This window comes from Halovenus carboxidivorans, assembly GCF_009831575.1.
GTDB lineage: Archaea > Halobacteriota > Halobacteria > Halobacteriales > Haloarculaceae > Halovenus > Halovenus carboxidivorans.
Genome location: NZ_WUUT01000006.1, coordinates 25,196 through 46,096, shown reverse-complemented (window position 1 = coordinate 46,096; position 20,901 = coordinate 25,196). Strand labels below are relative to the sequence as shown.

Here is a 20,901-nt window from a genome sequence, read left to right as displayed (position 1 = left end):
CTCCTTGAAAAACGTCGATGAAAAAGTCCCGGAACTTCGCTTCGCTCAGTTCCGGTGTCCTCAGGAGCGAGCACCGCGAACGACTGAGGGCTTGGAAGACGCGGAGCGTCTTCCTGTGAACCGCGCTCGCTTGGCTCACGGCTCCGCCGTTCGCCTGTTGAGACGCTCGCTTCGCTCGCGTCTCTCTTGGCTCGCGCGGGTGCTGGCTCGCAACTGCCCAGTACCCCGCATACCGAGCCATAGCGTCCGCACAGGTTCCGGAAAGCGTTCGGAGTGCCATTCGTGATGGGCACAAGACATTTTCCAGCGAAACTGTTTTTATTTCCTTAAGAAGAGAGGATCAAACATGGATTGGTCCCTCGTCAGCCAGTTTCGCGGTGAGGTCGCAATCGTCGTCGGGTTTCTCTTGCTCCTCAACCCGGCCGTCGTTGGCACGCTCGATATCGGAGATCCGGACAGGTATCGATACGAGGCCACCGAGGTTTCGTTCTCGGAAAACGGAACCTACTCGCACGCAGCCCATCCGATCCCTCTCGATTCCGATGTGGGGTGTTTTGGCGACGATGACTGGAGCCGAGCCTGTATTCTCGAGCGAGCTATCCACGCCAACGGAGGGATCACATACGACGGACCCACAAATCCGTTTTTAGAGAGTGAATACAGTTATATCCACATCTGGGAGGAGGGATTCTTCCGACCGATTACTGAGGAACGGGGAGTGCGGATCTTCCACGCCAACGGCGGGCCCAACCTCACCAGCTCCTGGCACGCCATCGGCAACGTCTGGGAGACGTTCTACCGCGACGGCGCAGTTGCGTCCGACCCCGACCACTACATTGAGACCGCGCCCGTGGTGCCGGGGAGTGTCGCCATCGCGGAGATCGACACGCCGGTGCCCGGTCCGATCAAACTGGTCGACCACGCGCTGACCCGCGTCGCCAGAAAAGGGCTACTCGGCATCATCAACGTCGGGGGCAGTCCCGAACCCGACATCTTCCAGCCCGAGCCTGCGTAGACGAGCGGGTCGGGGATCGGGCTTTTTTGCAGTCGGTGCGCCGGAGCGTCGTGACCGGAGTCAGGGCCAGAGTCCGCGGGCCTCGTGAGCGTCGGCAATCCGCGAGAGCGCGACGACGTAGGCCGCGTCCCGCCAGGTCACGTCCCGGCGTTCGTACTCCGAGCGAACGTCCGTCCAGGCGTCGACCATCTCCGTTTCGAGTTCGTCGTTGACGCGTTCGAGCGACCACGCCCGGCGGTTGATGTCCTGCAGCCACTCGAAGTACGAGACGGTGACACCGCCGGCGTTAGCCAGGATGTCCGGGATAACCGGAATCTCCCGCTGTGCGAATATCTCGTCGGCCTTGCTGGTCGTCGGCCCGTTCGCCCCTTCGACGACGAACGACGCCGCGATGTCGTCGGCGTTGTCGGCGGTGAGGACGTTGCCGACGGCGGCGGGGATCAACACGTCCACGTCGAGTTCGAGCAGTTCGTCGTTGCTGACTCGCTCGCCGACCCCTTGGCGGGTTACCGCTTCCGGCTCTTCGTCGTGGGAGGGAATCGCGTGTGGGTCGAGCCCGTCCGGATCGTAGACGCCGCCGGTAACGTCGCTGACGGCGACGACGGTTCCGCCCCAGTCGTCCAGCAGGCGGGCGGCGTTGGCGGCGACGCTGCCGAACCCCTGGATCGCGACGGTCGTCTCCTCGATGTCGCGGTCGTAGTACTCCAGCAGTTCGCGGGTGACGATGGCGACGCTGCGGCCCGGGGCCTCCTCGCGGCCCTTGCTGCCGCCGATGACCGGCGGCTTCCCGGTGACGACCCCCGGGATCGTCTCGCCCTCCTGCATCGAGTAGGCGTCCATCAACCACGCCATCGTCTGTGGGTCCGTCCCCATATCGGGGGCCGGGATGTCCTGCGTCGGGCCGATAATGTCGCGGATCTCCTCGGCGAGACGGCGGGTGAGCCGCTCCTTCTCGTCTGTGCTGAGAGATTTCGGATCGACCGCGATACCGCCTTTCGCGCCGCCGAATGGCAGATCCATCACGGCGCACTTCCAGGTCATCCACATCCCGAGCCCGACACACTCGTCGCGGGTCACCTCGGGGTGGAACCGGAGCCCGCCCTTGTGCGGACCGCGGACGCTGTCGTGCTGTGCCCGATAGCCGGTGAACACCTCGACGGTGCCGTCGTCGCGTTCGACCGGAACCGTGACCTCCTGAACCTTTTTGGGGTGTCTGAGCCGCTCGACGACGTTCGGGTCGATATCGAGCTGGTCGGCGGCGTGAGCGAGTTGGCGGCGGGCTGTCTCGACGGCCGACTCCGCCTCGGCCGACGAGCCCGAGCCCTCGCTCCCCCCGGAGTGCGTATCAGAACTCATGAGTCCTCCGGCGAACGTCGCCAGTGGCGGTTTGCACGGAAGTGATTCCGGCGTCGGTCGCGCGACACCGGGTCGACCCGTCGGGAAGCGGCGTCGGTGTCTCAGCGGCACAGGTGGGATCACTCATTGGTTGGACGTAGCGATACAGCCGGCCGGTTAATCAAGGTATTGAAGGAAATATAATGAAAGCGCCGGGGACGGTCCGTCGAGAGTCACTCCTGGACGAGCGGTCCGGAGCAGTCGTACTCGATGAGTCGGCTCTTTCGCTCGGAGATGACGGTACCGTTGTACGGGTCGGTCCGTTCGGACAGCGCCCAGATCGAAACCGTCTCGACGGTCGTGTCGTGGCGGCGGTTCCACCGGTCGCAGAGGTAGTTCGCCAGGTACGACCGGTGGTTGTCGTTGTCGGCGAACTGGACGTTCACCAGATACTTGTGAAACCGTGCGGAGGGGTAGGTTCCCTCGACATCGTCCGGTCGGCGGAAGGAGTCGTTCGTCCCCGCTCCGGGATCGAAGATCACGTCCGACTCGTGGAGAGTATCGACCATCCGACCGTCTTCGAGTCGGCCCGGCGCGGCGTACCAGCGGGTAGTCCGTACCGGGTCCGGGGCGAACATCGCCCAGTCCTGATCCGTCTCGGTCACCTCCAGGACTTCCTCGCCCGGTTCCGGGACGGAGGCGTAGCCCACGTCTGCGGCCGCCGACGTGAGCACGAGCACGAGAAACAGATAGGGGACGACGAGCGAGACGGCGGCCCGTCCGCGGTCGAGTGCGGCCCCGACCCCGTCGAGACGGGCAGTCGCGTCCGTCGGGAGCGTGACCGCCGACCCGAGCGTCGGGAGACGGTCGCGGAGGCTCCGGGTGCGGTCGAGGACGCCCGTTCGTGTGAGCAGGCGGGTCAGCCACTCCCAGACGGAGGGCGGATAATAGACGAGCATCGCGGCAATCGAGACGAGCGGAAACGTCGCGATGTTCATCGTGAGCGCGATGCCGAGGTGGACGCCGACGAACATCGTCGTCAGCATCGCCCGGCGCGCGCCGGTCAGCAACAACAGAAGCGGCGAGAGCACCAGCAGCCAGAGCCACGCCGCGGTCAGCCACTCGAGTAACGCGGGATACGACGCGAAGAAATCGCCGAGGCGGACGGTGTACTGATCGGCCTGGTAGACCATCGCCAGCGCCTCGCCGCTCATCCACTCCTCGCTACGACTCTTGTGCACCGCGTTCGTCACGTAGACCAACAGAACCTGGACCAGGATACCGAGCGACGCCAGCGAGACGACGGTCGACCGATCACGGTCGATCCGGCGGGCGTCGACGGACCAGCGTTCACCGAGGGGGAGGAATATCCCCCAGAACAGCAGCAGTCCAAGGAGGTCGTCCCCGGAGTTGAAGATCATCGGATTGCGCGCCCGAAGCGAGAGCAACAACAGCCAGGAGACCACCGTCGCCGTCCGGGTTCGATAGCCGACGATCAGCATGAGCGCGAACATACCGGCAACGACGAACAACAGCGCCTGAAACCACGCGTCCCCCGAGAGCGTGTGAATCGAGTAGATGCCCGAGTAGTCCGAGGCGAGGGCACGCCGGAGCAACACGCCCGAGTCGGTGTAGAAGGCGACCAGATCCCGCGACCGCGCGAGAAGATCAGCGACGACGACGAACCCGACAGCCATCCGGAAGACGGCGAGTCCGCGGAGGTCGATGGCACACCGCCGTCCGACAGCCTCGGAGAGTCGCGCGAACAGCCGTGATCTGTCGGAGGGAAACATATCCGGAATCTGTTGGTGAGTCGAGAAGCAACCGTATATGTTTTCTGTCGTTGGCCGGAGGCGTGTCCGAATCGCCGCGCCGCCCCCCAAAACGTGTCGGTCGGTCGTCCAGAAAGTATTAGGCGGTTCGAGAGCGATAGTCGGCAGACTCAGTACTCAGATGACACGGAGCGTATCACGCCGGGCGCTGCTGGCGACCGGGACGGCCGCCGCCACCGCCGCCGTCGCCGGCTGTCAGGCGCCGGGCGCGCTGCCCGAACCCGCGGAGCGGGTCGCGAACCCCGAGGAACAGACCGTCGTCGAGGGAGCCAACCAGTTTCGGCACTCGCTGGAGAACTGGGGGTACTACCCCGAGCAGACGGTTCCCGACGCCGTCGAGGTCGACTGGCGGATCCCCGAACACAACACCGACGACCACAGCGCGGCGAAAGCCAGCGCGGTACCGCTGCCCGAGGGGGGCGTCGTCTTTCCCGGCGACACCGGCTATCTGACCGCTCTCACTCCGGACGGTGAGATCCGCTGGCAACAGGAGACCGACATGGAGGGCAACGGCATCCACGGGACGCCGGTCGTCGCCGACGGAGCCGTCTACATCGGTGCCTACGACGGGATTTTTTACGCCTTCGACGCCGCCACCGGCGAGCGCCTGTGGGAGACCGAACTCGGGGACTCGATCGGCGGCAGTCCGACGTACGACGGCGACCTGCTCTACGTCGCAGTCGAGTACGCCGACCCCGAGGGGAGCACGTTCGCCGTCGACCCGGCCTCGGGGGAAGTCGTCTGGGAGGACCCAGAACACCGACCGACGGATCACCCCCACTCGACGCCGGCAATCGACCGCGACACCGGAACGATGGTGCTCGGCTCGAACGACGGACTGCTGTACGCCTGGGAGTATCCCTCCCTCGAGTTCAAGTGGACGTTCGAGACCGACCCGCAGAACGGGACGGACGGCGAGATAAAGGAGCCGATCACGGTCTACGACGGGGCGGCCTTCTTCGGATCGTGGGACCAGCACATCTACCGGGTCGACCTCGAAACCGGCACCATGGACTGGTCGTTCGAGACCGGGGGGCTCTCGATGGTCGGACCGGGAGTCGATCCGAGGCGGGACGAGATCTACGCGGGCAGTCACGACGGGAACCTCTACGCGCTCGACGGCGGCACCGGCGAGATGCGGTGGCAGTTCGAGACCGGTGCGGCCCTGACTGGTTGCCCGACCGTCTGTTCGGACCGGATCGTCTTCGGTTCGAAGGACCGCAGGCTGTACGCCGTCGAGATCGAGACAGCCGAGGAGGTCTGGCACGTCGACAGCGACGGCGTCGTGACGAGCACGCCGCGAGTCCACGACGGAGCGATCTACTACGCCGAGCGAGCGCCCGATCCGGAGGACGGGGAGAGAGACGGCGGCGCATACAGACTCGTCGGGCGCGGCTGAGGGCGATCACGGCTCCCCGAGTGAAACAGACAGGCCTGCGTCGGTGCGGTCGACACGCGTCCCGAACGCCGCCGAGCGCTCGCGGATCGCCTCGCAGACCCACGCCGACGCCTGTTCGTCGGCCATCGTCGCGGTCTCGTCTGCGATCTCGGTCGGGACGATCCGGAGGCTGTCGACCGAGCCGTCCTCGACGGTGAGTTCGAACAGCGCGCTTCGCTTGTTCTGAACGCTCTCCTTGTCGATGTAGTCGTCGACGAAATCGCCGGCGTCGTAGACGATCGGCCGACCCCGGTAGACCTCGACGCCCTGGAGCACGTGGGCGCTGTGGCCGTGGACGACGTCGACGCCGCGGTCGATCAGCCAGCGAGCGAACCGCCGCTGTGTCTCGCTGGGTGCCGTCTCCCAGTTCGGCCCCCAGTGCAGCGAGACCGCGAGGAGGTCGGGATCCGCGTCGCGCGCCCGCCGGAGCGTCGCTTCGACGGTCTGACGGCTCTCGGGAACGGACGGATCGAGCGGCAGATACGCGGTACCGGCCGTCCCGTCGCCCGCGGCGTACTCCGGGTACCGGTCTGTCAGCGCGACCACCGCGACCGTCAGCCCGCCGATGTCGGTGACCGCCGGGGTGAGCGCCGCCTCTCGACTCGGACCGGCACCGGCATGGGCGATGTCTGCGTCGTCGAGATACCCACGCGTGTCTGCGAGCGCCGGTGCCCGGAAGTCGAGGCTGTGGTTGTTCGCAAGCGAGGCGAGAGCGGCGTTTGCGGATTCGAGGGCCGGGACGGCGAAATCCGGGTCGGACCGGAAGTAATAGACCTTGTCGGGCCACTTGCGGCCGCGCTCGGAGATGCAACACTCCAGATTCAGGACGAGACCGTCGAGCCGTCGGAGTCGGTTCAGCGTCGACCCCCAGACGCCGTCGGGGTCGCGGCCAATCCAGTGGTCGTTCACGCTTCGACCGAGCATCACGTCGCCCACGAAGCCGATCCGGGTCCCGGGCTCGCCGCCGACACAGCCTGCAAGCGCCGTGACGCCCGCCGCGAGCAGACCCCGCCGCGTCCACGTCATCTGTCGGGAGGTAGACGGGGACCGACTTGAATCTGGTCCCGGTCAGTCGGCCCGGACGCGGGAGAGTCGCATCGCGTTGCCGGTCACGCCGACGGTCATGCCCGCGTCACCGAGCAGCACTGCGACCCAGATCGGAACCAGCCCGAACGGTACCAGGACGACGAGTGCGGCCTTGACGCCCAGACTCGCCCAGATGTTCTGGCGGATGACGCCGTTGGCTCGCATCGCCAACTCGCGGAGATACGGAAGCTTCGAGATGTCGTCACCCATCAGGGCGATGTCGGCGGTCTCCAGAGCGGTGTCCGTCCCGGCCGCGCCCATCGCCACGCCGACGGTGGCCGTCGCCAGCGCGGGTGCGTCGTTGATCCCGTCGCCCACCATGGCCACGTCGCCGTACGCGCGGGCCAACTCCTCGACCGCCGCGACCTTCTCCTCGGGCAGCAACTCGGCCCGGTACTCGTCGACGCCGACCTCCGCCGCGATTGCCCGGGCGGTGCGGTCGTTGTCGCCGGTGAGCATCACGACCCGCTCGACGCCGAGGTCGTGCAGGCGCTCGACCATCGACGCCGCACCCGGACGGATCTCGTCGGCGACGGCGATCACACCTTCGAGACGCTCGCCGGTCCCGACGAGGACGACCGTCTTCCCCGCCTGCTGGAGGTCGGGAATCGTCTCGGCGAGCAGATCCACGCAGTCATCCCGGGGGCAGTCGTCCGGGTCGGCCGGTCCACCGCCGGACGGAGGGGCGGAGGCCGCAACACCGCCGTCGGTCGCCAGGTGGACGTGCGAGAGGTCGAACCCGAGGTCCTCGAACAGCCCCGGTTTGCCGGCGTAGTGGGTGCGGTCGTCGACCTCCGCACGGACGCCCTTGCCCGGAATCGCCTCGAAGGAGGAGACCGGGTTGGGCTCGACCCCCCGTTCGTCGGCGTACTCGACGATTGCCTCCGCAATCGGGTGTTCGCTGCGCCGTTCGACGCCGGCCGCGCAGGCCAACAGGTCCGTCTCGGTCGTCCCGTCGAGACCGATCACGTCGGTCACGGTCAGTTCGCCTTTCGTCAGCGTCCCCGTCTTGTCGAGGGCAACCGCGTCGACCTCACCCATCGCTTCGAGGTGGTCGCCGCCCTTGATGAGCACGCCGTTGCGGGCCGCGCTCGTCAGCCCCGAGACGACCGAGACCGGCGTCGAGATGACGAACGCACACGGACAGGCCAGCACCAGAAGCGTCAGCCCGTAGACGAACCACGTGCCCCACGCGCCGCCGAGAAGCGGTGGCACGAGCATCGCGAGCAGCGCCAGTCCGACGACGGCGGGCGTGTAGTAGCCGGCGAAGCGGTCGACGAACTGCTCGCGGTCTGTCTTGTTTGCCTGTGCGTCCTCGACGAGGTCGATGATCCGTGCGAGGGTGTGTTCGCCGGCCGCGGCGGTCGTTTCGACTTCGAGATAGCCCGTCTCGGTGACGGTCCCGGCGTAGACTTCCTCCCCGACGGTCTTCTCGACGGGGACGCTCTCGCCGGTCACCGGCGACTGGTCGACCGCGCTCTCGCCGTCGACGACGGTCCCGTCGACCGGAATCTTCTCGCCCGGACGGACGTAAACGCGCTCGCCGACGGCAACGTCGTCGGCCGGGACGGTCACGGTCTCACCGTCGCGGGAGACACGCGCCTCGTCCGGCGAGAGATCCATCAGTTCCCGGAGGGAGTTGCGAGCGCGGTCCATCGACGCCGCTTCCAGCAGTTCCGCGATGTTGAACAGCACCGCGAGCGTCGCGGCCTCGAAGTACAGCCCCTCGCCGAAGCCGAGGCTCGCGGCGACGGCACCGAGGATGGCGGCGCTCATCAGGAAGTCGATATCCAGCGAGCGCTGGCGCACGGAGACGAGGCCGTTGCGGAGGATGATCTCACCGCCGACGGCCGTGGCCGTGATAAAGGCGAGATCCGACAGGCCGTGGGCCGTCCCGAGCACCGTAATCAGTTCCCGGTCGAGACCCGGGACGGCGAGGATAATCAACCCAGCCAACAGCGCCGCCCCGCTGGCGGCCGTTTTCAGTCCGCGCGGACCGGTCCAGACGGACTGGTCTTCGAGTCGCTGGCCGCCGGTCGCCGTCACCTCGTAGCCGGCCGCCTCGATAGCCGCCGCCAGCGTCTCGGCGTCGGTGGCCGAGGGATCGTACTCGACGGTCACGCGGCCGGTGGTCGGTGCGGGGTCGACGGCGACGACACCAGCGGCCCCGGCGAGCGCATCCGAGACTGTAGATGCACACGACGAACAGTCCATCTCGGGGACGGTAAATCGCACCTGCTGTGATGCCGTCTCGGTCATTACCCGACAGTACGTGCCGGGGTGTTATTAACTCGGCTGTTACCAGATGCGGTTGTAATAGAAGAATCTGGTAACGACGGGACAGAAGTTAATAAAACGGGCGCTCAGGAGTCGCCGTCCCACGCCATCCGGCAGTCGTCGTCACAGAAGTGGGCGGACTCGACGCTGCCGTCGTCGATCCAGGTTATCACACGGTGGCTGTTACTGTCGAGAATCGTCTCGCCGCAGGTTTCACACGCCGGGGCTTCGTCCGCCGAGATGTCTTCGTTGAGATCAGACGTCGGATCAACCATGTTGGGTCAACCGATGTGTTGCCTACACTTAATCCCATATATTGTCGGACGGGCCTGCGAGCGGTCCGGCTGGGGGAGCGCTTTTGTTCGCCCGCACCCGTGAGACGAGTATGGCATCAGACGGCACCTACGCCGGCTACGGCGGTCGGCACGTTCCGGAACCGCTCGAAGAACCGCTCGCACAGCTCGCGGCCGGATTCGAGGAGGCAATCGAGTCCGAACAGTTCTGGGAGGAGTTCGAGCACCTGCTCGAACACTACGGCGGCCGGCCGACACCGGTCTTCTACGCCGAAACCCTCTCGGAGCGGTACGACGCGGACATCTACTTCAAACACGAGGATCTGCTCCACGGCGGCGCGCACAAGCTCAACAACACGCTGGGGCAGGGCCTGCTCGCCAAACAGGCCGGCAAGGAGCGGCTGATCGCCGAGACCGGGGCCGGCCAGCACGGCACCGCGACGGCGATGGTCGGGGCGCTGCTGGATCTCGACACGACGGTCTACATGGGTCGGAAGGACATCCAGCGCCAGGAGATGAACGTCTTCCGGATGCGGCTGCTGGGCGCGGAAGTCAGGTCAGTGACCCGCGGCAACGAGGGGCTGGCCGAGGCGGTCGACGCCGCCCTGGAGGACCTCGTCGAGAACGTCGACGACACCCACTACCTCGTCGGCAGCGCGGTCGGCCCGGACCCGTTCCCGCGGATGGTCCGGGAGTTCCAGTCGGTCATCGGCAAGGAGGCCCGCGAGCAGATCCAGGAGCTACACGGCGACCTGCCCGACGCCTGTGTCGCCTGCGTCGGCGGCGGATCGAACTCTATCGGCCTGTTCGACGCCTTCCGCGACGACGAGGACGTGGCGCTGTACGGCGCCGAGCCCGGCGGGAAAGGCCTCAGTTCCGGGAAACACTCCGCGCCGCTGTCGGAAAACGAGGACAGCGAAGGCGAGATCTACCAGGGCGCGAAGACGAAGGTCATCGACGACGACACCGAGAACCACTCGGTCAGCGCCGGACTCGACTACCCCGGCGTCGGGCCGGAGCACGCGGCACTGCAGGAGACCGGTCGAGCGGAGTACCGCGCGATCACCGACGAGGAGGCGCTGGCGGCCTTCCGCGAACTCTCCGAGAGCGAGGGGATCATCCCGGCCTTCGAGCCGAGCCACGCCATCGCGCTGGCGATTCAACTGGCCGAAGAAGACGAACACGACACGATTCTCGTCAATCTCTGCGGGCGCGGTGACAAGGACATGCGCTCGGCCGCCGAGCAGTTCGATCTGACGCCCACCTCGGAGTGAGAGAACAGTTACTCCTGGATGTGCCCTTCCTCTCGCAGTTGGTCGGCTTCCTGTTTGTCGTACCGCCAGGTGATATCGGCTTTCTCGTCCTGCCAGTCCCACGGTTCGACGAGGACGACGTCGTCTTCGCGGATCCAGATCCGTTTCTGCATCTTGCCCGGGATCCGGGCCGTTCGTTCGACGCCGTCCATGCACCTGACGCGGACGCGGTTGGCTCCGAGCATATCGACGACGACGGCGAACACCTCGTCGTCGTCGGGCATTCGAAGGTCCTTGCGCCCTTCGTTGTCGCTCATACGTCACGATTTGCGAGGGAGACGTATAACTTCTGCGAGAACCGCCGGCGTCGGAAGTCACCGACTTTATTATCAGCCCTCAGAGAGCGAAAGACATGCGAAACCGGATTCAGGAAGCCAGCGACGAGATCGAGAAGATGGCCGGCACAGAGGGAAAATACGGGATCGGAGCCGTCGCCGCTGGACTCGCGGTGATCGGGCGGGACCGACCGAAACTCGCGGTCGGACTCGCGTTGATCGTCGCGGGAGTCGGGCTGGTCGCTGACGGCGCGGCCACGCGCTTTCTGAAGTCGATGGGGATGGCCTAACCCTCCGGCCGGTCCGCGCGGTGTTCGCTGATCAGGCGGTCGACCATCTCCGCGCTCTGCTGGCGCTCGCGTTCCTCGGCGCGGTCCTCCCAGTCCGCAATCGCGTCCTCGACCTCCGATTCGCGTGCGACCGCGAGTTCGTCGACCTCCTGGATCGTCACGAGATCGGCCGGCGCGACGGGAATCTCGCGCTCGAAGAGGATCTGATCGGCCATGTCGGAGAGCTGGCCGTTTCGCAGGACGACCTTCGGTTCGACATCGGCGAGCAGTTCGGCGGTCGACCGGCCGGCCCCGCTGGCGTCTCGCAGGAAGATCACGTCGTCCTCGGCGAGTCCGAACTGCTCGTCGGCCGTCTCGATGGCGTCGCGGGTGAACTGCTCGATGACTTTCACCGGCACCAGCCCGGATTTCTTCTCCGCCACGTCGGCGAAATTCGAGTGATCCAGTTTCCACAGCGCCTTCAGCCGTTCGAGTTTGTCCTCGAGTTCCGCGACGCGCTCGCGCTCCTCGTCGAGTTCCCGCTGCAGTTGGCTGTTCCGCCGCTCCAGTCGCGTCACCTCGCGGCTCTCGCGGGCCTCGCGGCGCTGTTCGCTGCGGGCCTCCTCTAGCTTTCGCTCGTACTCGTCGATGCGATCGTCTTTCTGCTTGATCGTCTCCTCCAAGGTGTCGACGTGATCCTGCAGCCGTTCGACCTGTGTTTCGAGGCGGTTGATCCGGCGCTCCTCGGCGGTCAGTTCTCGCTCGACGTGTTCGGTCTCCTCGCTGTCTTCGCTGTCGTCGGTCTGGAGGTCCGCGAGCACCTCCGACAGCGGTTCCTCGCCGGCGACGACCCGCTCGATGACCGTCCCGAGATCCAACCGCGGCGGCGTCTCCCGGGCGATCCGCTCGAACTGCGCCTTGTGGGCGTCGTACGCGCCGAAGGCCGCGGCGATGGCGTCGCGCTCGTGGTCGTTGTCGTACCCCTCTTCGCGGGTGCGGTGCTGTTTCACGTCGACCGGCAGGTCGCGGTCGGGCACCCAGCCCGCGGCGTCGAAACTCCGGCGGATCTTCTCGACGGTCTCGGGCATGGGCGTCACGTCGGCGGCGACGATCACCGGGCGGCCGCGCTCGATGATCCACTCGATGACAGCGGCAGTGTCGGCGGTGCGGGTGCTGATTACGTCGAGGACGGAGCCGTCGGTGCTGACCACGGCCACGGCCGTCGTCGTGCCGGGATCGATGCCGACGATCACGCGGTCACGGCGCTTGACCAGCGGCTCGAACTCGATGCCGTCCCGTCGCTTGCGTTCGATTTCGATTCGGACGTCTCCGGACCGTTCCGTCGAGACCGGCAGGTCCTGGGGCCGGGCGTCGACGGTGAAGATAGCGTTCGAGAAGCCGCCGTACTTCTCGGTCACGTCGCGCTCGTACTCCAGGCCCGCGTCGTCGAGTTCGGACTCGACCTCGCGGGCGCGGCGTTTGACCGAGCCGTGGATCCGGCGGGTGTACCGGTCCTCGCTCCAGCCGCCGCTGCCGGTCGAGCGGCCACGGGCGACCTTGATCTCGGTCGTGTCGGTGAACGCGGAGACCTCCTGACCGACGTTTGCGGCGGCCAACCGGGCGGCGGCCTCGGCCTCTTTCATCGGCTGTTTGCCGTACGGGACCCCGTGGCGGGAGGCAACCCGGGACAGCGGTTCGGGCTCCGTGCCGCCGGTCACCTGGACGAGGGAGGTCTCCGGCGGGAGCGAGCCGAGAAAGTGGACGAGCGCGTCCTTGTCCTCGGCCAGTTCGTACATGTTGTCGGTGGCGACCATCGCGGGGCGCTCGTCGTCGATGCGCCGGCGGAGTTTCCGGTAGCTGACGACATCGCGCTCGATGTCCTCCCCGTCGAAGACGACGAGGGCGTACGAGGGGGCGTCACCGCGGACGTCGCCGCTTTGGATATCGACGCCGAACACGACCGCGTCCAGGGCTGCCGTGCGATCACTCACGTCCGTCGGTAGGGCAGGGATTCGTATAAATCCTCAACCCGGCGACAGGCCTCGGCGGTGTCGGTGAGACGGTCGGGAGACGGCGTGACTGCTCGCGGCCGATACGTTCAATTCCACGGGACTGCTGGCAGTCGGTGTGGACAGCGAGTTCGGCTTCGAGTTGAGCGTCTGCCAGTGGGCCGAGGAGTGCTGGCCCCCGGGTCGGGAGCGAGAGCGGCCGGTGCTCGTCGCACGCCAACTGGGGACAAGGCGGCGGCGCTGGGACACGCTCGTCATCGAGTGCAACGCCGAGGGACTCCGCCAGCGCGCCGACTTCGGCTCCCGGCGTCTGGACAGCGACCTACTGCACGTCGTCCGGAACGCCCCCGCCGAGTGGGAGTGGTACCGCGACTGTCTGCCGGATCCTGGGTATCCGTGGCGGTACGTCCGCGAGGCCGTCCACCGCGCCGCCGACCGGGACCTGATCGAGGAGCGAACCAGCGGCAACCGGATCGAACTCCGGCGGCGGTTTCGATACCCCGACTGGATCGAGCGGATCGTCGCCATCGAGAACAAGCCGGACCTCGACGCCAGCGCGGCGCGACACCTCGCCGACCAACTGCACAGCGACGTGGCGCTGGCGCTCGGCGACGAGGTGTGGGTCGCGACGAACAGGACCGACGACGCCGTCGCGCCGGTGTTACTCGAAGACCTGCCCGTCGAGGCCGGCATCCTCGGCGTCGACCCGCAGCGCCGCGGCCCCGAGGCGGTCTCGGTCCGATGGAACCCGCAGACGCTTCCGACCGACACCGCCGGAACGCGGATTCTCGACCGTCCCGACGCCAGCGGGCACGACGCCTCTGCCTGTCGGTTCGAGTACGCCGATCCGGAGTGGAAGGCCCACAAACGCCGCGAGATTGCGGAGCGGGCCTACGAGCGGGGCTGGCGCTCGTACGTGGACTCGATGCGGTCGGACTGTCGACACTTCGAGATGGACCCGACCGAGGCCGTCGCGAGGCCGACCTGCCGGGCGAAAGACTGCCAACAGACGCCGCGACAGTGCAGTTCCTCCTGCGAGGCGTTCGAGCCGGAACCGCCGGCGTGGCGACAGCGTGGCTGGCCAATCGAGGGCGGGCCGGGGAAGGGACTCACGCGGGTACTCGACCGACAGCGCCGCCGTCAGCGCCCGGATCCGGACTGAGGTTAGTTCACCGTGTAAACCTGAAGAAGGACACGATATGCTGACTGGGGTACATCCGGGCGTGAAATGTTACAATAGATGCGACAAAAGCCGGTACGGGAGACAGAGACCGCTCTCCAACAGAGCGAATAAGCATCTGCTGTGGAGTCTTTGCCAGCATTGGAGGCCGGTTCCTGCACATCGTAACCAGACCGCTACTGCGCAGACTCGAACGCGTCGCGGTTCGTTTCATTGCCGGATAATTAGGATATAAAAGCTTTTTTCCCGGCATCCTCCGATCAATCTGGTGTCATGTACGGCGTGACAAACCGTAACACCCCCCGGCAGAAGACGCGTACAGTGCTGCGAGTCGTCTTGACTGCTATGCTCGTTCTCGGGTTCGTTACCGCGGGAGCGACGTCCGCTGCTGCAACTCCAGACTGTGACGAGGACGACGACTCGACCCAGTCTGCCACGACACCGGTCCCCGAGGAGTGCGGCGAGGACGATGACTCGCCCCGGTCGGTATCGACACCGGAGGGCGATTATGACCGTAGTACAGGTGAGAACCCTTCAATAGATGTCGCGGATAAGGTGGCAGATGCGACTGGGCCCGCGGGAGCGGTGGTGGAAGAGGCGGCTGAGTGGGTCGCTGACAATGCCGACGGCATTAGCAAGTCAGAGTCCGACGGAATGAGTCATCCCACCGCCCGTGTCGGTGCGTACGGCGGCGGCTCGATCGAGGGTATAACGACTGAGCAAAACGAACGAATTAGAGGGTGATCGTTGCTGATTCTATGCCTGGTCGCGTCCCAATTCGTAAAACTCCTCGTTCGGCCGCATGTCCGCGAACGTCGCCATCCGGTTCGAGAGGTTGAACAGCGCCGTGAGACTGCCGATGTCCCAGATCTCCTCGTCGGAGAAGCCGTGCTCGCGGAGGCGTTCGAGATCCGATTCGTCGACCGCGTTGGGTGATTCGGTCAGTGTCACCGCGACATCGAGCATCGCGGCGTGGGCTTCACTGATATCTGCCGTCCGGTAGTCGGTGGCCAACTGCTCGGCCAGGTGCGGATCCTCGCCGTAGACGCGGAGCAGGGCGCCGTGAGCGACGACGCAGTACAGGCAGTTGTTCGCGCCGCTGACGGCGACGATGATCATCTCAATTTCGCCGCGGGACAGCGGCGAGTGCTCGACGATGGCGTCGTGGTAGTCGAAAAACGCCCGGTACTGGTGGGGCCGGTAGGCGAACGCCTGCATCACGTTGGGCATGAAGCCCGCCTGTTCGGTCTCTTCCTCGATGTGTTCGCGGATGTCCTCGGGCACGTCTTCGAGATCCGGGACCGGAAACCGCGTCATCGCTGGCTCTGAGTCTGCCATACCCGCCCATCGGCGGCCACCGTGTTAGAGGTTGGCATCGGTTCTCACCGAGACCCACAGGATTTTCCACCCGGCGGTGTTGGGCAGTACTAACGGGCTCGCGGCGGTCGGCGAGCCGGGAGTGTGAGTGATATGCCCAAGATCAGCGTCGAAGTCCCACAGGAACTGCTCGACGACCTCGACGAGCACGTCGGCGAGGACGGCAAGTTCGTCAACCGAAGCGAGGCCGTCCGGGCGTCGATCCGCAAGACCCTCGATCTGCTCGACGAGATTGACCAGCGCCAGGGCCGACTCGAGGAGTGATCAACCCTCGATAATCATCTCCGCCGCTTTCTCCGCGATGGCGACCACCGGCGCGTTCGTGTTGCCGCTGGTGATCGTCGGCATCACCGAGGCGTCGACCACGCGGAGGCCGTCGATCCCGTGGACCCGGAGCCGTTCGTTAACGACCGCCTGTTCGTCGCTCCCCATCTTGCAGGTCCCGACCGGGTGATACAGCGTCTCGCCGTACTGGCGGACGTGCTCGGCCAGTTCCCCGTCTGTCTGGACCTCCGGTCCGGGCAGGCGTTCCTCGATTCGGTACTGATCGAACGGCTCGGCGTGCATGATCTCGCGGGCCATCTTCAGCCCCTCGACCTGCACGTCGAGGTCGCCCTCGGCGCTGAGATACTGGGGGTCGATCCGTGGGTGATCGCGCGGGTCCGTCGAGTCGAGTTCGACGAAACCGCGACTCTCCGGGCGGAGTTGGAGGCTGGTGAGCGAGAAGCCGTACTCGTGATCCGGGTCGCGAAAGCCGTGTTCGATGAAATACGCCGGCGCGAAGTGAAACTGCACGTCCGGTCGATCCTCGGCCAGCGGCGTCCGGACGAACCCGCCCGCTTCGCCGACGTTCGAGGTGAGCGGGCCGTCACCGAGGGCCTTGTACTTCCCGAAGTTGGCGAGCGTCTCGGCGTCGTCGAGGGTAACCGGCTCGGCGCAGTCACAGACGACCGGGACGTAGAGGTGATCCTGTAGGTTCCGGCCGACGCCGGGCAGATCCGCCACCACGTCGATGTCGTGTGCTTCGAGGTGTTCGGCCGGACCGATCCCCGACAGCAGCAGCAGTTGCGGCGAGTTGATCGCCCCCGCGGAGACGATCACCTCCTCGCCGGCCTCGACCGATCCGGTTCCGCCCGCGCGTTCGTACTCTACGCCGACGGCCCGACCGTTCTCGATCTGGATGTCGGTCACGTGTGCGCCCGTGAGCGCGGTGACGTTCTCGCGGTCTAACACCGGCTTGAGGTAGCCGTCGGCGACGCTGAACCGCTGTCCGTCCTTCTGGGTGACCTGGTACTGTCCGACGCCTTCCTGCTCCCCGTCGTTGAAGTCCGCATTCACCGGATGGCCGACGGCACTGCCGGCTTCGACGAAGGCCTCCGTGAGTTCGTTCGGTGCCTGCTGGTCGGCCACGTTGAGCGGTCCGTTCCGGCCGTGATGGTCGTCGTCGAACCGTTCGTTGTGTTCGGCCTTCCTGAACCGCGGCAGTAGCTCCTCGTAGCTCCAGCCCTCGCTGTCCTCGGCCCAGCCGTCGTAATCCGCGGGCTGGCCCCGGATGTAGATCATCGCGTTGATCGAACTCGATCCGCCGAGGGTCTTCCCCCGCGGCCAGTACAGTTCCCGGCCGGCGAGTTCCTCTTGCGGTTCGGTGTAGTACTCCCAGTCCACGTCGGATTTGAACGTCTCCGGGAAAGCCGCCGGAATCTCGATCTCGTCTTTCTCGTCGGGTTTGCCGGCCTCCAGGATGAGAACGTCCCCCTCCGTCTCCGTTGCGAGTCTGTTCGCCAGCACACACCCCGCCGAGCCTGCGCCGACGATCACGTAATCGTATGCGACCATACCCCGTAGTTGGACGGGGATGTGAAATAGTTGTCCGCAGAATAGCGGGAACGATCAGACGCCCTGGGCTTTCTCGGCCTCGGCCTGGACGAGATACGAGCGGTCGTCGGCGTACTCGGCGGCCGTCTCCAGGGCGCGTTCGGTGCCGATCTGGTTGAGCGCCCACGCCGCGCTCGCCCGGACCTCGTCGGCCTCGTCGTCGGCCAACACGTCGCCGAGCGGTTCGACCGCGCGGGTGTCGCCGATCAGGCCGAGCGAGCGGGCCGCCGCCGAACGGATCTCGCGGTTGTCGGCCGCCAGTCGCTGCGCGACGGGGTCGGTCGAGCGCTCTGCGCCGATCATCCCCAGCGAGCGAAGCGTGATCTTCTCGAGTTCGACGTCGCCGCCGCCGAGGAAGTCCTCCAGCGTGTCACAGGCGGCCTCGTCGCCGATCCGGCCGAGGATCCGGACCGGTTGTTTGTTGCGGCGCTGGGCCAGCGCGTGGACGGGATCGAACGCCTCCTCGGGAGCGAGGTGTTCCAACGCGTCGAGGACGTTCTCCTCCATGAAATCCGAATCGAAGGAGTCGAGCGCTTCCAGCAGCGGTTCGACCTCGCCTTCGGCCTCGTAGACGTTGATCGCGCTCAACTCCGGCGGGAAGTCCTTCGTCACGTTCGGATCGAGCACGTCGTAAAAGCCCTGGCGGCGGAGCTGTTCGCGGACTTCCAGGTCGCTCCAGACCATCGCGTCGTCGAGGTCGTCGGTCAGCGTCTCGGCCTGGTCGAGTAGCGCGGCGATCGTCCCGGCGTCGTCGTCCGGGTCCAGCGGCGTCTCGCCAATCGTCTCGGTCACCTCACCCAACTCCTCGGCGATGCCCTCGGGGTCCTCGGCGGTCACCTCGAAGGACTCCCCGAGGGTCTCACCGGCCTCCGAGCAGAACAGCGAGACCGCCTTCGCGACCTCGTCCTCGCCCTCGTGGGTCCACTCGCTGGTCGTGATCGTCGTCGTCGCCGAGTCGAGCACGTCCGTGATGTCCTCGACGTAGGGGCCGCGCTGCTCCTCGATGTCCGCTCGCAGGTCCGAGATCCGATCTTCGAGCGGTTCTTTCGGGTCCGGAGGCTCGACATCCTCCTCGTCTTCGTCCTCGTCGACCTCCGGTTCGGGCGTCGGCAGGGTCGCGGCGTCGAGATCCGCCTCGATCCCGTCGATGGTTTCGTCGGCCTCGTCGAGGTCGTCCTCGGTTTCGGCGGCCTCGACCAGATCGGCGGCCTCGTCGAGCCGTTGCTCAAACTCTTCGGGGTCCGTCAGCTCCTCGGCCGGCGGCTCCTCGCCCGCGTCTTCGGGCGGTTCCTCCGCGCTGTCTGTGTCCTCGCCGTCGCTCATGGTTGCTACTGTGTCGGGTTGGGGCAAAGGGATTTCCCTTCGTGTCGACGCCTCAGAGAACGAGGCCCGCAACGGCACCAGCGACGCCGAGAGCGAGTATGCCGCCGCCGACGGCCGCCCACCGTCGGGCGGAGCTGTGTAACCGTTCGACGCGGTCCGAGAGGTCGCCGAACCCGAGTTCGATTCCCGAGTCGTCACGAAGCACCGCGCCGTCACCGGCGTCGTCGATTCGGCCGCGCGCGAGCAGTTCGTCACCCTCCCGAATCACCGTCGCCTGGTACTTGTTCGGGGTCGTCGTCTCGCTGCCGATGCCGAGACTGACCTCGACGTCTTCGACGGGGCCGATATCCCCGAGAGAGCCGCTGTGCTCCTCGACGTAGAGATCGATGTCTGGCGTGCCGAGAAAGAGTCGGTCGGCCTCGAAGGGGTCGTCGATCTCTCCGGGACGGACGCTTTCGGCGTCGATCCGAACCCGCTCCCAGTCGTCGCGGACCGCGAACTCGCCGACGGCGAGGCCGGAATCGATCGTCTTCCAATCGTTCGACCCCTCGTCTCGGTTTCGCTCCGTCTGGACACGCCAGGCCCACACCGCGGGGTCGGCGTCGCTCCGGTCGAGTTCGCATCGATCCGGCGGGGACCGCTCCGGTTCCGCCGGTCGCTCGACCTCGACCGGGCCAGCAACGGTCCGTTCGCCGGCCGCCGTCGCCCCGTCGCTCCCGCTGGCCACCAGTCCAGACAGCCTCCGTGCGCGCTCGCGCTGTCGTCGCGCGTGAGAGATCGGAAACGCCCCGATCAGGGCCGCAACTGCGACGATCACGAGTTGGTTTACGACCATGCTCACGATCGATGCGGCAGTCCGATAACGCCCTCGCCGCGTTTCAGCCGGAGAAACGGCGGCGTCTGTGTCAGTCCGGAAAGGATATACACCGACCGTACGCATCGTCACACAATGATCCACGTCGGAATCAACGGATACGGAACGATCGGGAAACGGGTCGCCGACGCCGTCCGAAAACAGCCGGACATGGAGGTCGTCGGCGTCGCGAAGACCCGGCCGAACTTCGAGGCCAGCAGCGCCGTCGAGAAGGGGTTCGACCTGTACGCGGCCGTCGAGGAGCGCAAGCCACGTTTCGCCGAGGCCGGCATCGACCTCGCCGGCGACGTCGAGGAACTCGTCGAACAGAGCGACATCGTCGTCGACGCCTGCCCCTCCGGGATCGGGGCCGACAACGCCGAGATGTACGAGGAGTACGACACCCCGGCGCTCCTGCAGGGCGGAGAGGACGCGGAAGTCGTCGACGGGAGCTTCAACGCCCGGTCGAACTTCGACACCGTCGAGGGGATGGATCTGGTTCGCGTGGTCTCCTGTAACACGACCGGCCTCTCACGGCTCGTCGCGCCGCTACAGGAGGAGTACGGGATCGAGAAGGTCCGCGCGACGCTGGTCCGGCGCGGCGGCGACCCCGCCCAGAGCGGCCGCGGCCCGATCAACGACATCCTCCCGAACCCGGTCGAACTGCCCTCCCACCACGGCCCGGACGTGAACACCATCTTCCCCGACCTCGAAATCGACACGCTCGGGCTGAAAGTCCCGGCGACGCTGATGCACACACACAGCATCAACGTCACGCTACAGAGCAACCCCGACGCCGAGGCGGTCCGGGAACTGCTCGACGACGAGCGCCGGACCTTCGTCATCCCCGAGTGGCTCGGACTGGACGGCGCCGGCGCGATCAAGGAACTCGCGCAGGACGCCGGCCGCCCGCGGGCGGACATCTGGGAGAACTGCATCTGGGGCGAGTCGATCACCGTCGAAGGTGACGACCTCTACCTGTTCCAGGCGATCCACCAGGAGTCGGACGTGGTCCCCGAGAACGTCGACGCGATCCGGGCGGTGCTGGGGACGAAATCCCAGTCCGAGAGCATCGCGACGACCGACGAGGCGATGGGGCTGGACGACTCACTCGCGCCGACGCGCACCCGGGACTGAACGCGGTTTCCGAA

General features: G+C 66.4%; 19 protein-coding genes. 8 read left to right on the top strand and 11 right to left on the bottom strand.

From position 1 onward, the window contains the following. Positions 1 to 346 precede the first annotated feature (346 nt). Entirely contained in the window at positions 347 to 1,015 is a 669-nt protein-coding gene (locus tag GRX03_RS14300; RefSeq protein ID WP_159764909.1) for a hypothetical protein, read from the top strand. A gap of 60 nt (positions 1,016 to 1,075) precedes the next feature. Here GRX03_RS14300 and gdhB read toward each other — a convergent pair whose 3' ends face one another. Then, positions 1,076 to 2,371, bottom strand: a complete 1,296-nt coding sequence (gene gdhB, locus GRX03_RS14295; RefSeq protein ID WP_159764908.1) for a glutamate dehydrogenase GdhB — start codon at positions 2,369 to 2,371, stop codon at positions 1,076 to 1,078. Positions 2,372 to 2,583: 212 nt separating this feature from the next. Next, the gene (locus GRX03_RS14290; RefSeq protein ID WP_159764907.1) at positions 2,584 to 4,143 is read right to left on the bottom strand and encodes an HTTM domain-containing protein; all 1,560 of its coding nucleotides are present in this window, start codon (positions 4,141 to 4,143) and stop codon (positions 2,584 to 2,586) included. Positions 4,144 to 4,303: 160 nt separating this feature from the next. On the opposite strand from GRX03_RS14290, the gene GRX03_RS14285 reads away from it, so the two are divergent. Further along, positions 4,304 to 5,581, top strand: a complete 1,278-nt coding sequence (locus GRX03_RS14285) for an outer membrane protein assembly factor BamB family protein (RefSeq protein ID WP_159764906.1) — start codon at positions 4,304 to 4,306, stop codon at positions 5,579 to 5,581. Positions 5,582 to 5,587: 6 nt separating this feature from the next. Here GRX03_RS14285 and GRX03_RS14280 read toward each other — a convergent pair whose 3' ends face one another. The 3 genes from GRX03_RS14280 to GRX03_RS14270 form a co-directional block, all read right to left on the bottom strand. Continuing rightward, a complete protein-coding gene (locus GRX03_RS14280) occupies positions 5,588 to 6,646 on the bottom strand; it encodes a CapA family protein (RefSeq protein ID WP_159764905.1) in 1,059 nt (352 codons plus the stop codon). A 42-nt stretch (positions 6,647 to 6,688) separates the two neighbouring features. Further along, positions 6,689 to 8,965 (bottom strand): heavy metal translocating P-type ATPase, encoded by a 2,277-nt coding sequence (locus GRX03_RS14275; protein WP_159764904.1) that lies wholly within the window; start codon positions 8,963 to 8,965, stop codon positions 6,689 to 6,691. 104 nt (positions 8,966 to 9,069) lie between these two features. Next, positions 9,070 to 9,258, bottom strand: coding sequence for a DUF7576 family protein (locus GRX03_RS14270; RefSeq protein WP_159764903.1), 189 nt, complete (start codon positions 9,256 to 9,258; stop codon positions 9,070 to 9,072). A 110-nt stretch (positions 9,259 to 9,368) separates the two neighbouring features. Between GRX03_RS14270 and trpB the strand changes: the two genes are divergently transcribed. Next, positions 9,369 to 10,550, top strand: coding sequence for a tryptophan synthase subunit beta (gene trpB, locus GRX03_RS14265; protein ID WP_159764902.1), 1,182 nt, complete (start codon positions 9,369 to 9,371; stop codon positions 10,548 to 10,550). 8 nt (positions 10,551 to 10,558) lie between these two features. On the opposite strand, the gene eif1A is transcribed toward trpB, so the two are convergent. Further along, complete coding sequence (eif1A, locus tag GRX03_RS14260; protein WP_159764901.1) at positions 10,559 to 10,846, bottom strand: translation initiation factor eIF-1A; 288 nt, start codon at positions 10,844 to 10,846, stop codon at positions 10,559 to 10,561. A gap of 95 nt (positions 10,847 to 10,941) precedes the next feature. On the opposite strand from eif1A, the gene GRX03_RS14255 reads away from it, so the two are divergent. Further along, positions 10,942 to 11,154, top strand: coding sequence for a DUF7470 family protein (locus tag GRX03_RS14255; protein ID WP_159764900.1), 213 nt, complete (start codon positions 10,942 to 10,944; stop codon positions 11,152 to 11,154). On the opposite strand, the gene GRX03_RS14250 is transcribed toward GRX03_RS14255, so the two are convergent. After that, entirely contained in the window at positions 11,151 to 13,124 is a 1,974-nt protein-coding gene (locus tag GRX03_RS14250; RefSeq protein WP_368278511.1) for a DUF460 domain-containing protein, read from the bottom strand. The genes GRX03_RS14255 and GRX03_RS14250 overlap by 4 nt on opposite strands. A 136-nt stretch (positions 13,125 to 13,260) precedes the next feature. Between GRX03_RS14250 and GRX03_RS14245 the strand changes: the two genes are divergently transcribed. Both GRX03_RS14245 and GRX03_RS14240 read left to right on the top strand, forming a co-directional pair. Next, positions 13,261 to 14,304, top strand: coding sequence for a DUF5787 family protein (locus GRX03_RS14245; RefSeq protein WP_368278509.1), 1,044 nt, complete (start codon positions 13,261 to 13,263; stop codon positions 14,302 to 14,304). 291 nt (positions 14,305 to 14,595) lie between these two features. After that, the gene (locus GRX03_RS14240; protein ID WP_159764899.1) at positions 14,596 to 15,066 is read left to right on the top strand and encodes a hypothetical protein; all 471 of its coding nucleotides are present in this window, start codon (positions 14,596 to 14,598) and stop codon (positions 15,064 to 15,066) included. A gap of 12 nt (positions 15,067 to 15,078) precedes the next feature. On the opposite strand, the gene GRX03_RS14235 is transcribed toward GRX03_RS14240, so the two are convergent. Next, complete coding sequence (locus GRX03_RS14235) at positions 15,079 to 15,660, bottom strand: peroxidase-related enzyme (RefSeq protein ID WP_159764898.1); 582 nt, start codon at positions 15,658 to 15,660, stop codon at positions 15,079 to 15,081. A 132-nt stretch (positions 15,661 to 15,792) separates the two neighbouring features. Between GRX03_RS14235 and GRX03_RS14230 the strand changes: the two genes are divergently transcribed. Continuing rightward, positions 15,793 to 15,963, top strand: coding sequence for a ribbon-helix-helix domain-containing protein (locus tag GRX03_RS14230; RefSeq protein ID WP_159764897.1), 171 nt, complete (start codon positions 15,793 to 15,795; stop codon positions 15,961 to 15,963). Here the strand turns inward: GRX03_RS14230 and GRX03_RS14225 are convergent, their stop codons facing one another. Genes GRX03_RS14225 through GRX03_RS14215 form a run of 3 tightly spaced genes read right to left on the bottom strand, consistent with a single transcriptional unit; the run spans position 15,964 to position 19,732 of the window. Continuing rightward, positions 15,964 to 17,535, bottom strand: coding sequence for a GMC family oxidoreductase (locus GRX03_RS14225; RefSeq protein WP_159764896.1), 1,572 nt, complete (start codon positions 17,533 to 17,535; stop codon positions 15,964 to 15,966). 54 nt (positions 17,536 to 17,589) lie between these two features. Beyond that, positions 17,590 to 18,897 carry a HEAT repeat domain-containing protein gene (locus GRX03_RS14220; protein ID WP_159764895.1) on the bottom strand — a complete coding sequence of 436 codons (1,308 nt, stop codon included), beginning with the start codon at positions 18,895 to 18,897 and terminating at the stop codon, positions 17,590 to 17,592. A gap of 52 nt (positions 18,898 to 18,949) precedes the next feature. Further along, a complete protein-coding gene (locus GRX03_RS14215) occupies positions 18,950 to 19,732 on the bottom strand; it encodes a hypothetical protein (RefSeq protein ID WP_159764894.1) in 783 nt (260 codons plus the stop codon). 114 nt (positions 19,733 to 19,846) lie between these two features. On the opposite strand from GRX03_RS14215, the gene GRX03_RS14210 reads away from it, so the two are divergent. After that, on the top strand, positions 19,847 to 20,887 hold the full coding sequence (locus GRX03_RS14210) for a type II glyceraldehyde-3-phosphate dehydrogenase (protein ID WP_159764893.1): 1,041 nt from the start codon (positions 19,847 to 19,849) through the stop codon (positions 20,885 to 20,887). Positions 20,888 to 20,901 lie beyond the last annotated feature (14 nt).

Bases quoted from the DNA above. Each gene is read 5' to 3' on its own strand.
- GRX03_RS14240 (WP_159764899.1), top strand. From the start codon at position 14,596: ATGTACGGCGTGACAAACCGTAACACCCCCCGGCAGAAGACGCGTACA.
- GRX03_RS14210 (WP_159764893.1), top strand. From the start codon at position 19,847: ATGATCCACGTCGGAATCAACGGATACGGAACGATCGGGAAACGGGTC.
- GRX03_RS14285 (WP_159764906.1), top strand. From the start codon at position 4,304: ATGACACGGAGCGTATCACGCCGGGCGCTGCTGGCGACCGGGACGGCC.
- GRX03_RS14280 (WP_159764905.1), bottom strand. From the start codon at position 6,646: ATGACGTGGACGCGGCGGGGTCTGCTCGCGGCGGGCGTCACGGCGCTT.
- GRX03_RS14215 (WP_159764894.1), bottom strand. From the start codon at position 19,732: ATGGTCGTAAACCAACTCGTGATCGTCGCAGTTGCGGCCCTGATCGGG.
- GRX03_RS14255 (WP_159764900.1), top strand. From the start codon at position 10,942: ATGCGAAACCGGATTCAGGAAGCCAGCGACGAGATCGAGAAGATGGCC.
- GRX03_RS14270 (WP_159764903.1), bottom strand. From the start codon at position 9,258: ATGGTTGATCCGACGTCTGATCTCAACGAAGACATCTCGGCGGACGAA.
- GRX03_RS14230 (WP_159764897.1), top strand. From the start codon at position 15,793: ATGCCCAAGATCAGCGTCGAAGTCCCACAGGAACTGCTCGACGACCTC.
- GRX03_RS14235 (WP_159764898.1), bottom strand. From the start codon at position 15,660: ATGGCAGACTCAGAGCCAGCGATGACGCGGTTTCCGGTCCCGGATCTC.
- GRX03_RS14225 (WP_159764896.1), bottom strand. From the start codon at position 17,535: ATGGTCGCATACGATTACGTGATCGTCGGCGCAGGCTCGGCGGGGTGT.
- GRX03_RS14300 (WP_159764909.1), top strand. From the start codon at position 347: ATGGATTGGTCCCTCGTCAGCCAGTTTCGCGGTGAGGTCGCAATCGTC.
- gdhB (WP_159764908.1), bottom strand. From the start codon at position 2,371: ATGAGTTCTGATACGCACTCCGGGGGGAGCGAGGGCTCGGGCTCGTCG.
- GRX03_RS14220 (WP_159764895.1), bottom strand. From the start codon at position 18,897: ATGAGCGACGGCGAGGACACAGACAGCGCGGAGGAACCGCCCGAAGAC.
- GRX03_RS14290 (WP_159764907.1), bottom strand. From the start codon at position 4,143: ATGTTTCCCTCCGACAGATCACGGCTGTTCGCGCGACTCTCCGAGGCT.
- trpB (WP_159764902.1), top strand. From the start codon at position 9,369: ATGGCATCAGACGGCACCTACGCCGGCTACGGCGGTCGGCACGTTCCG.
- GRX03_RS14275 (WP_159764904.1), bottom strand. From the start codon at position 8,965: ATGACCGAGACGGCATCACAGCAGGTGCGATTTACCGTCCCCGAGATG.
- eif1A (WP_159764901.1), bottom strand. From the start codon at position 10,846: ATGAGCGACAACGAAGGGCGCAAGGACCTTCGAATGCCCGACGACGAC.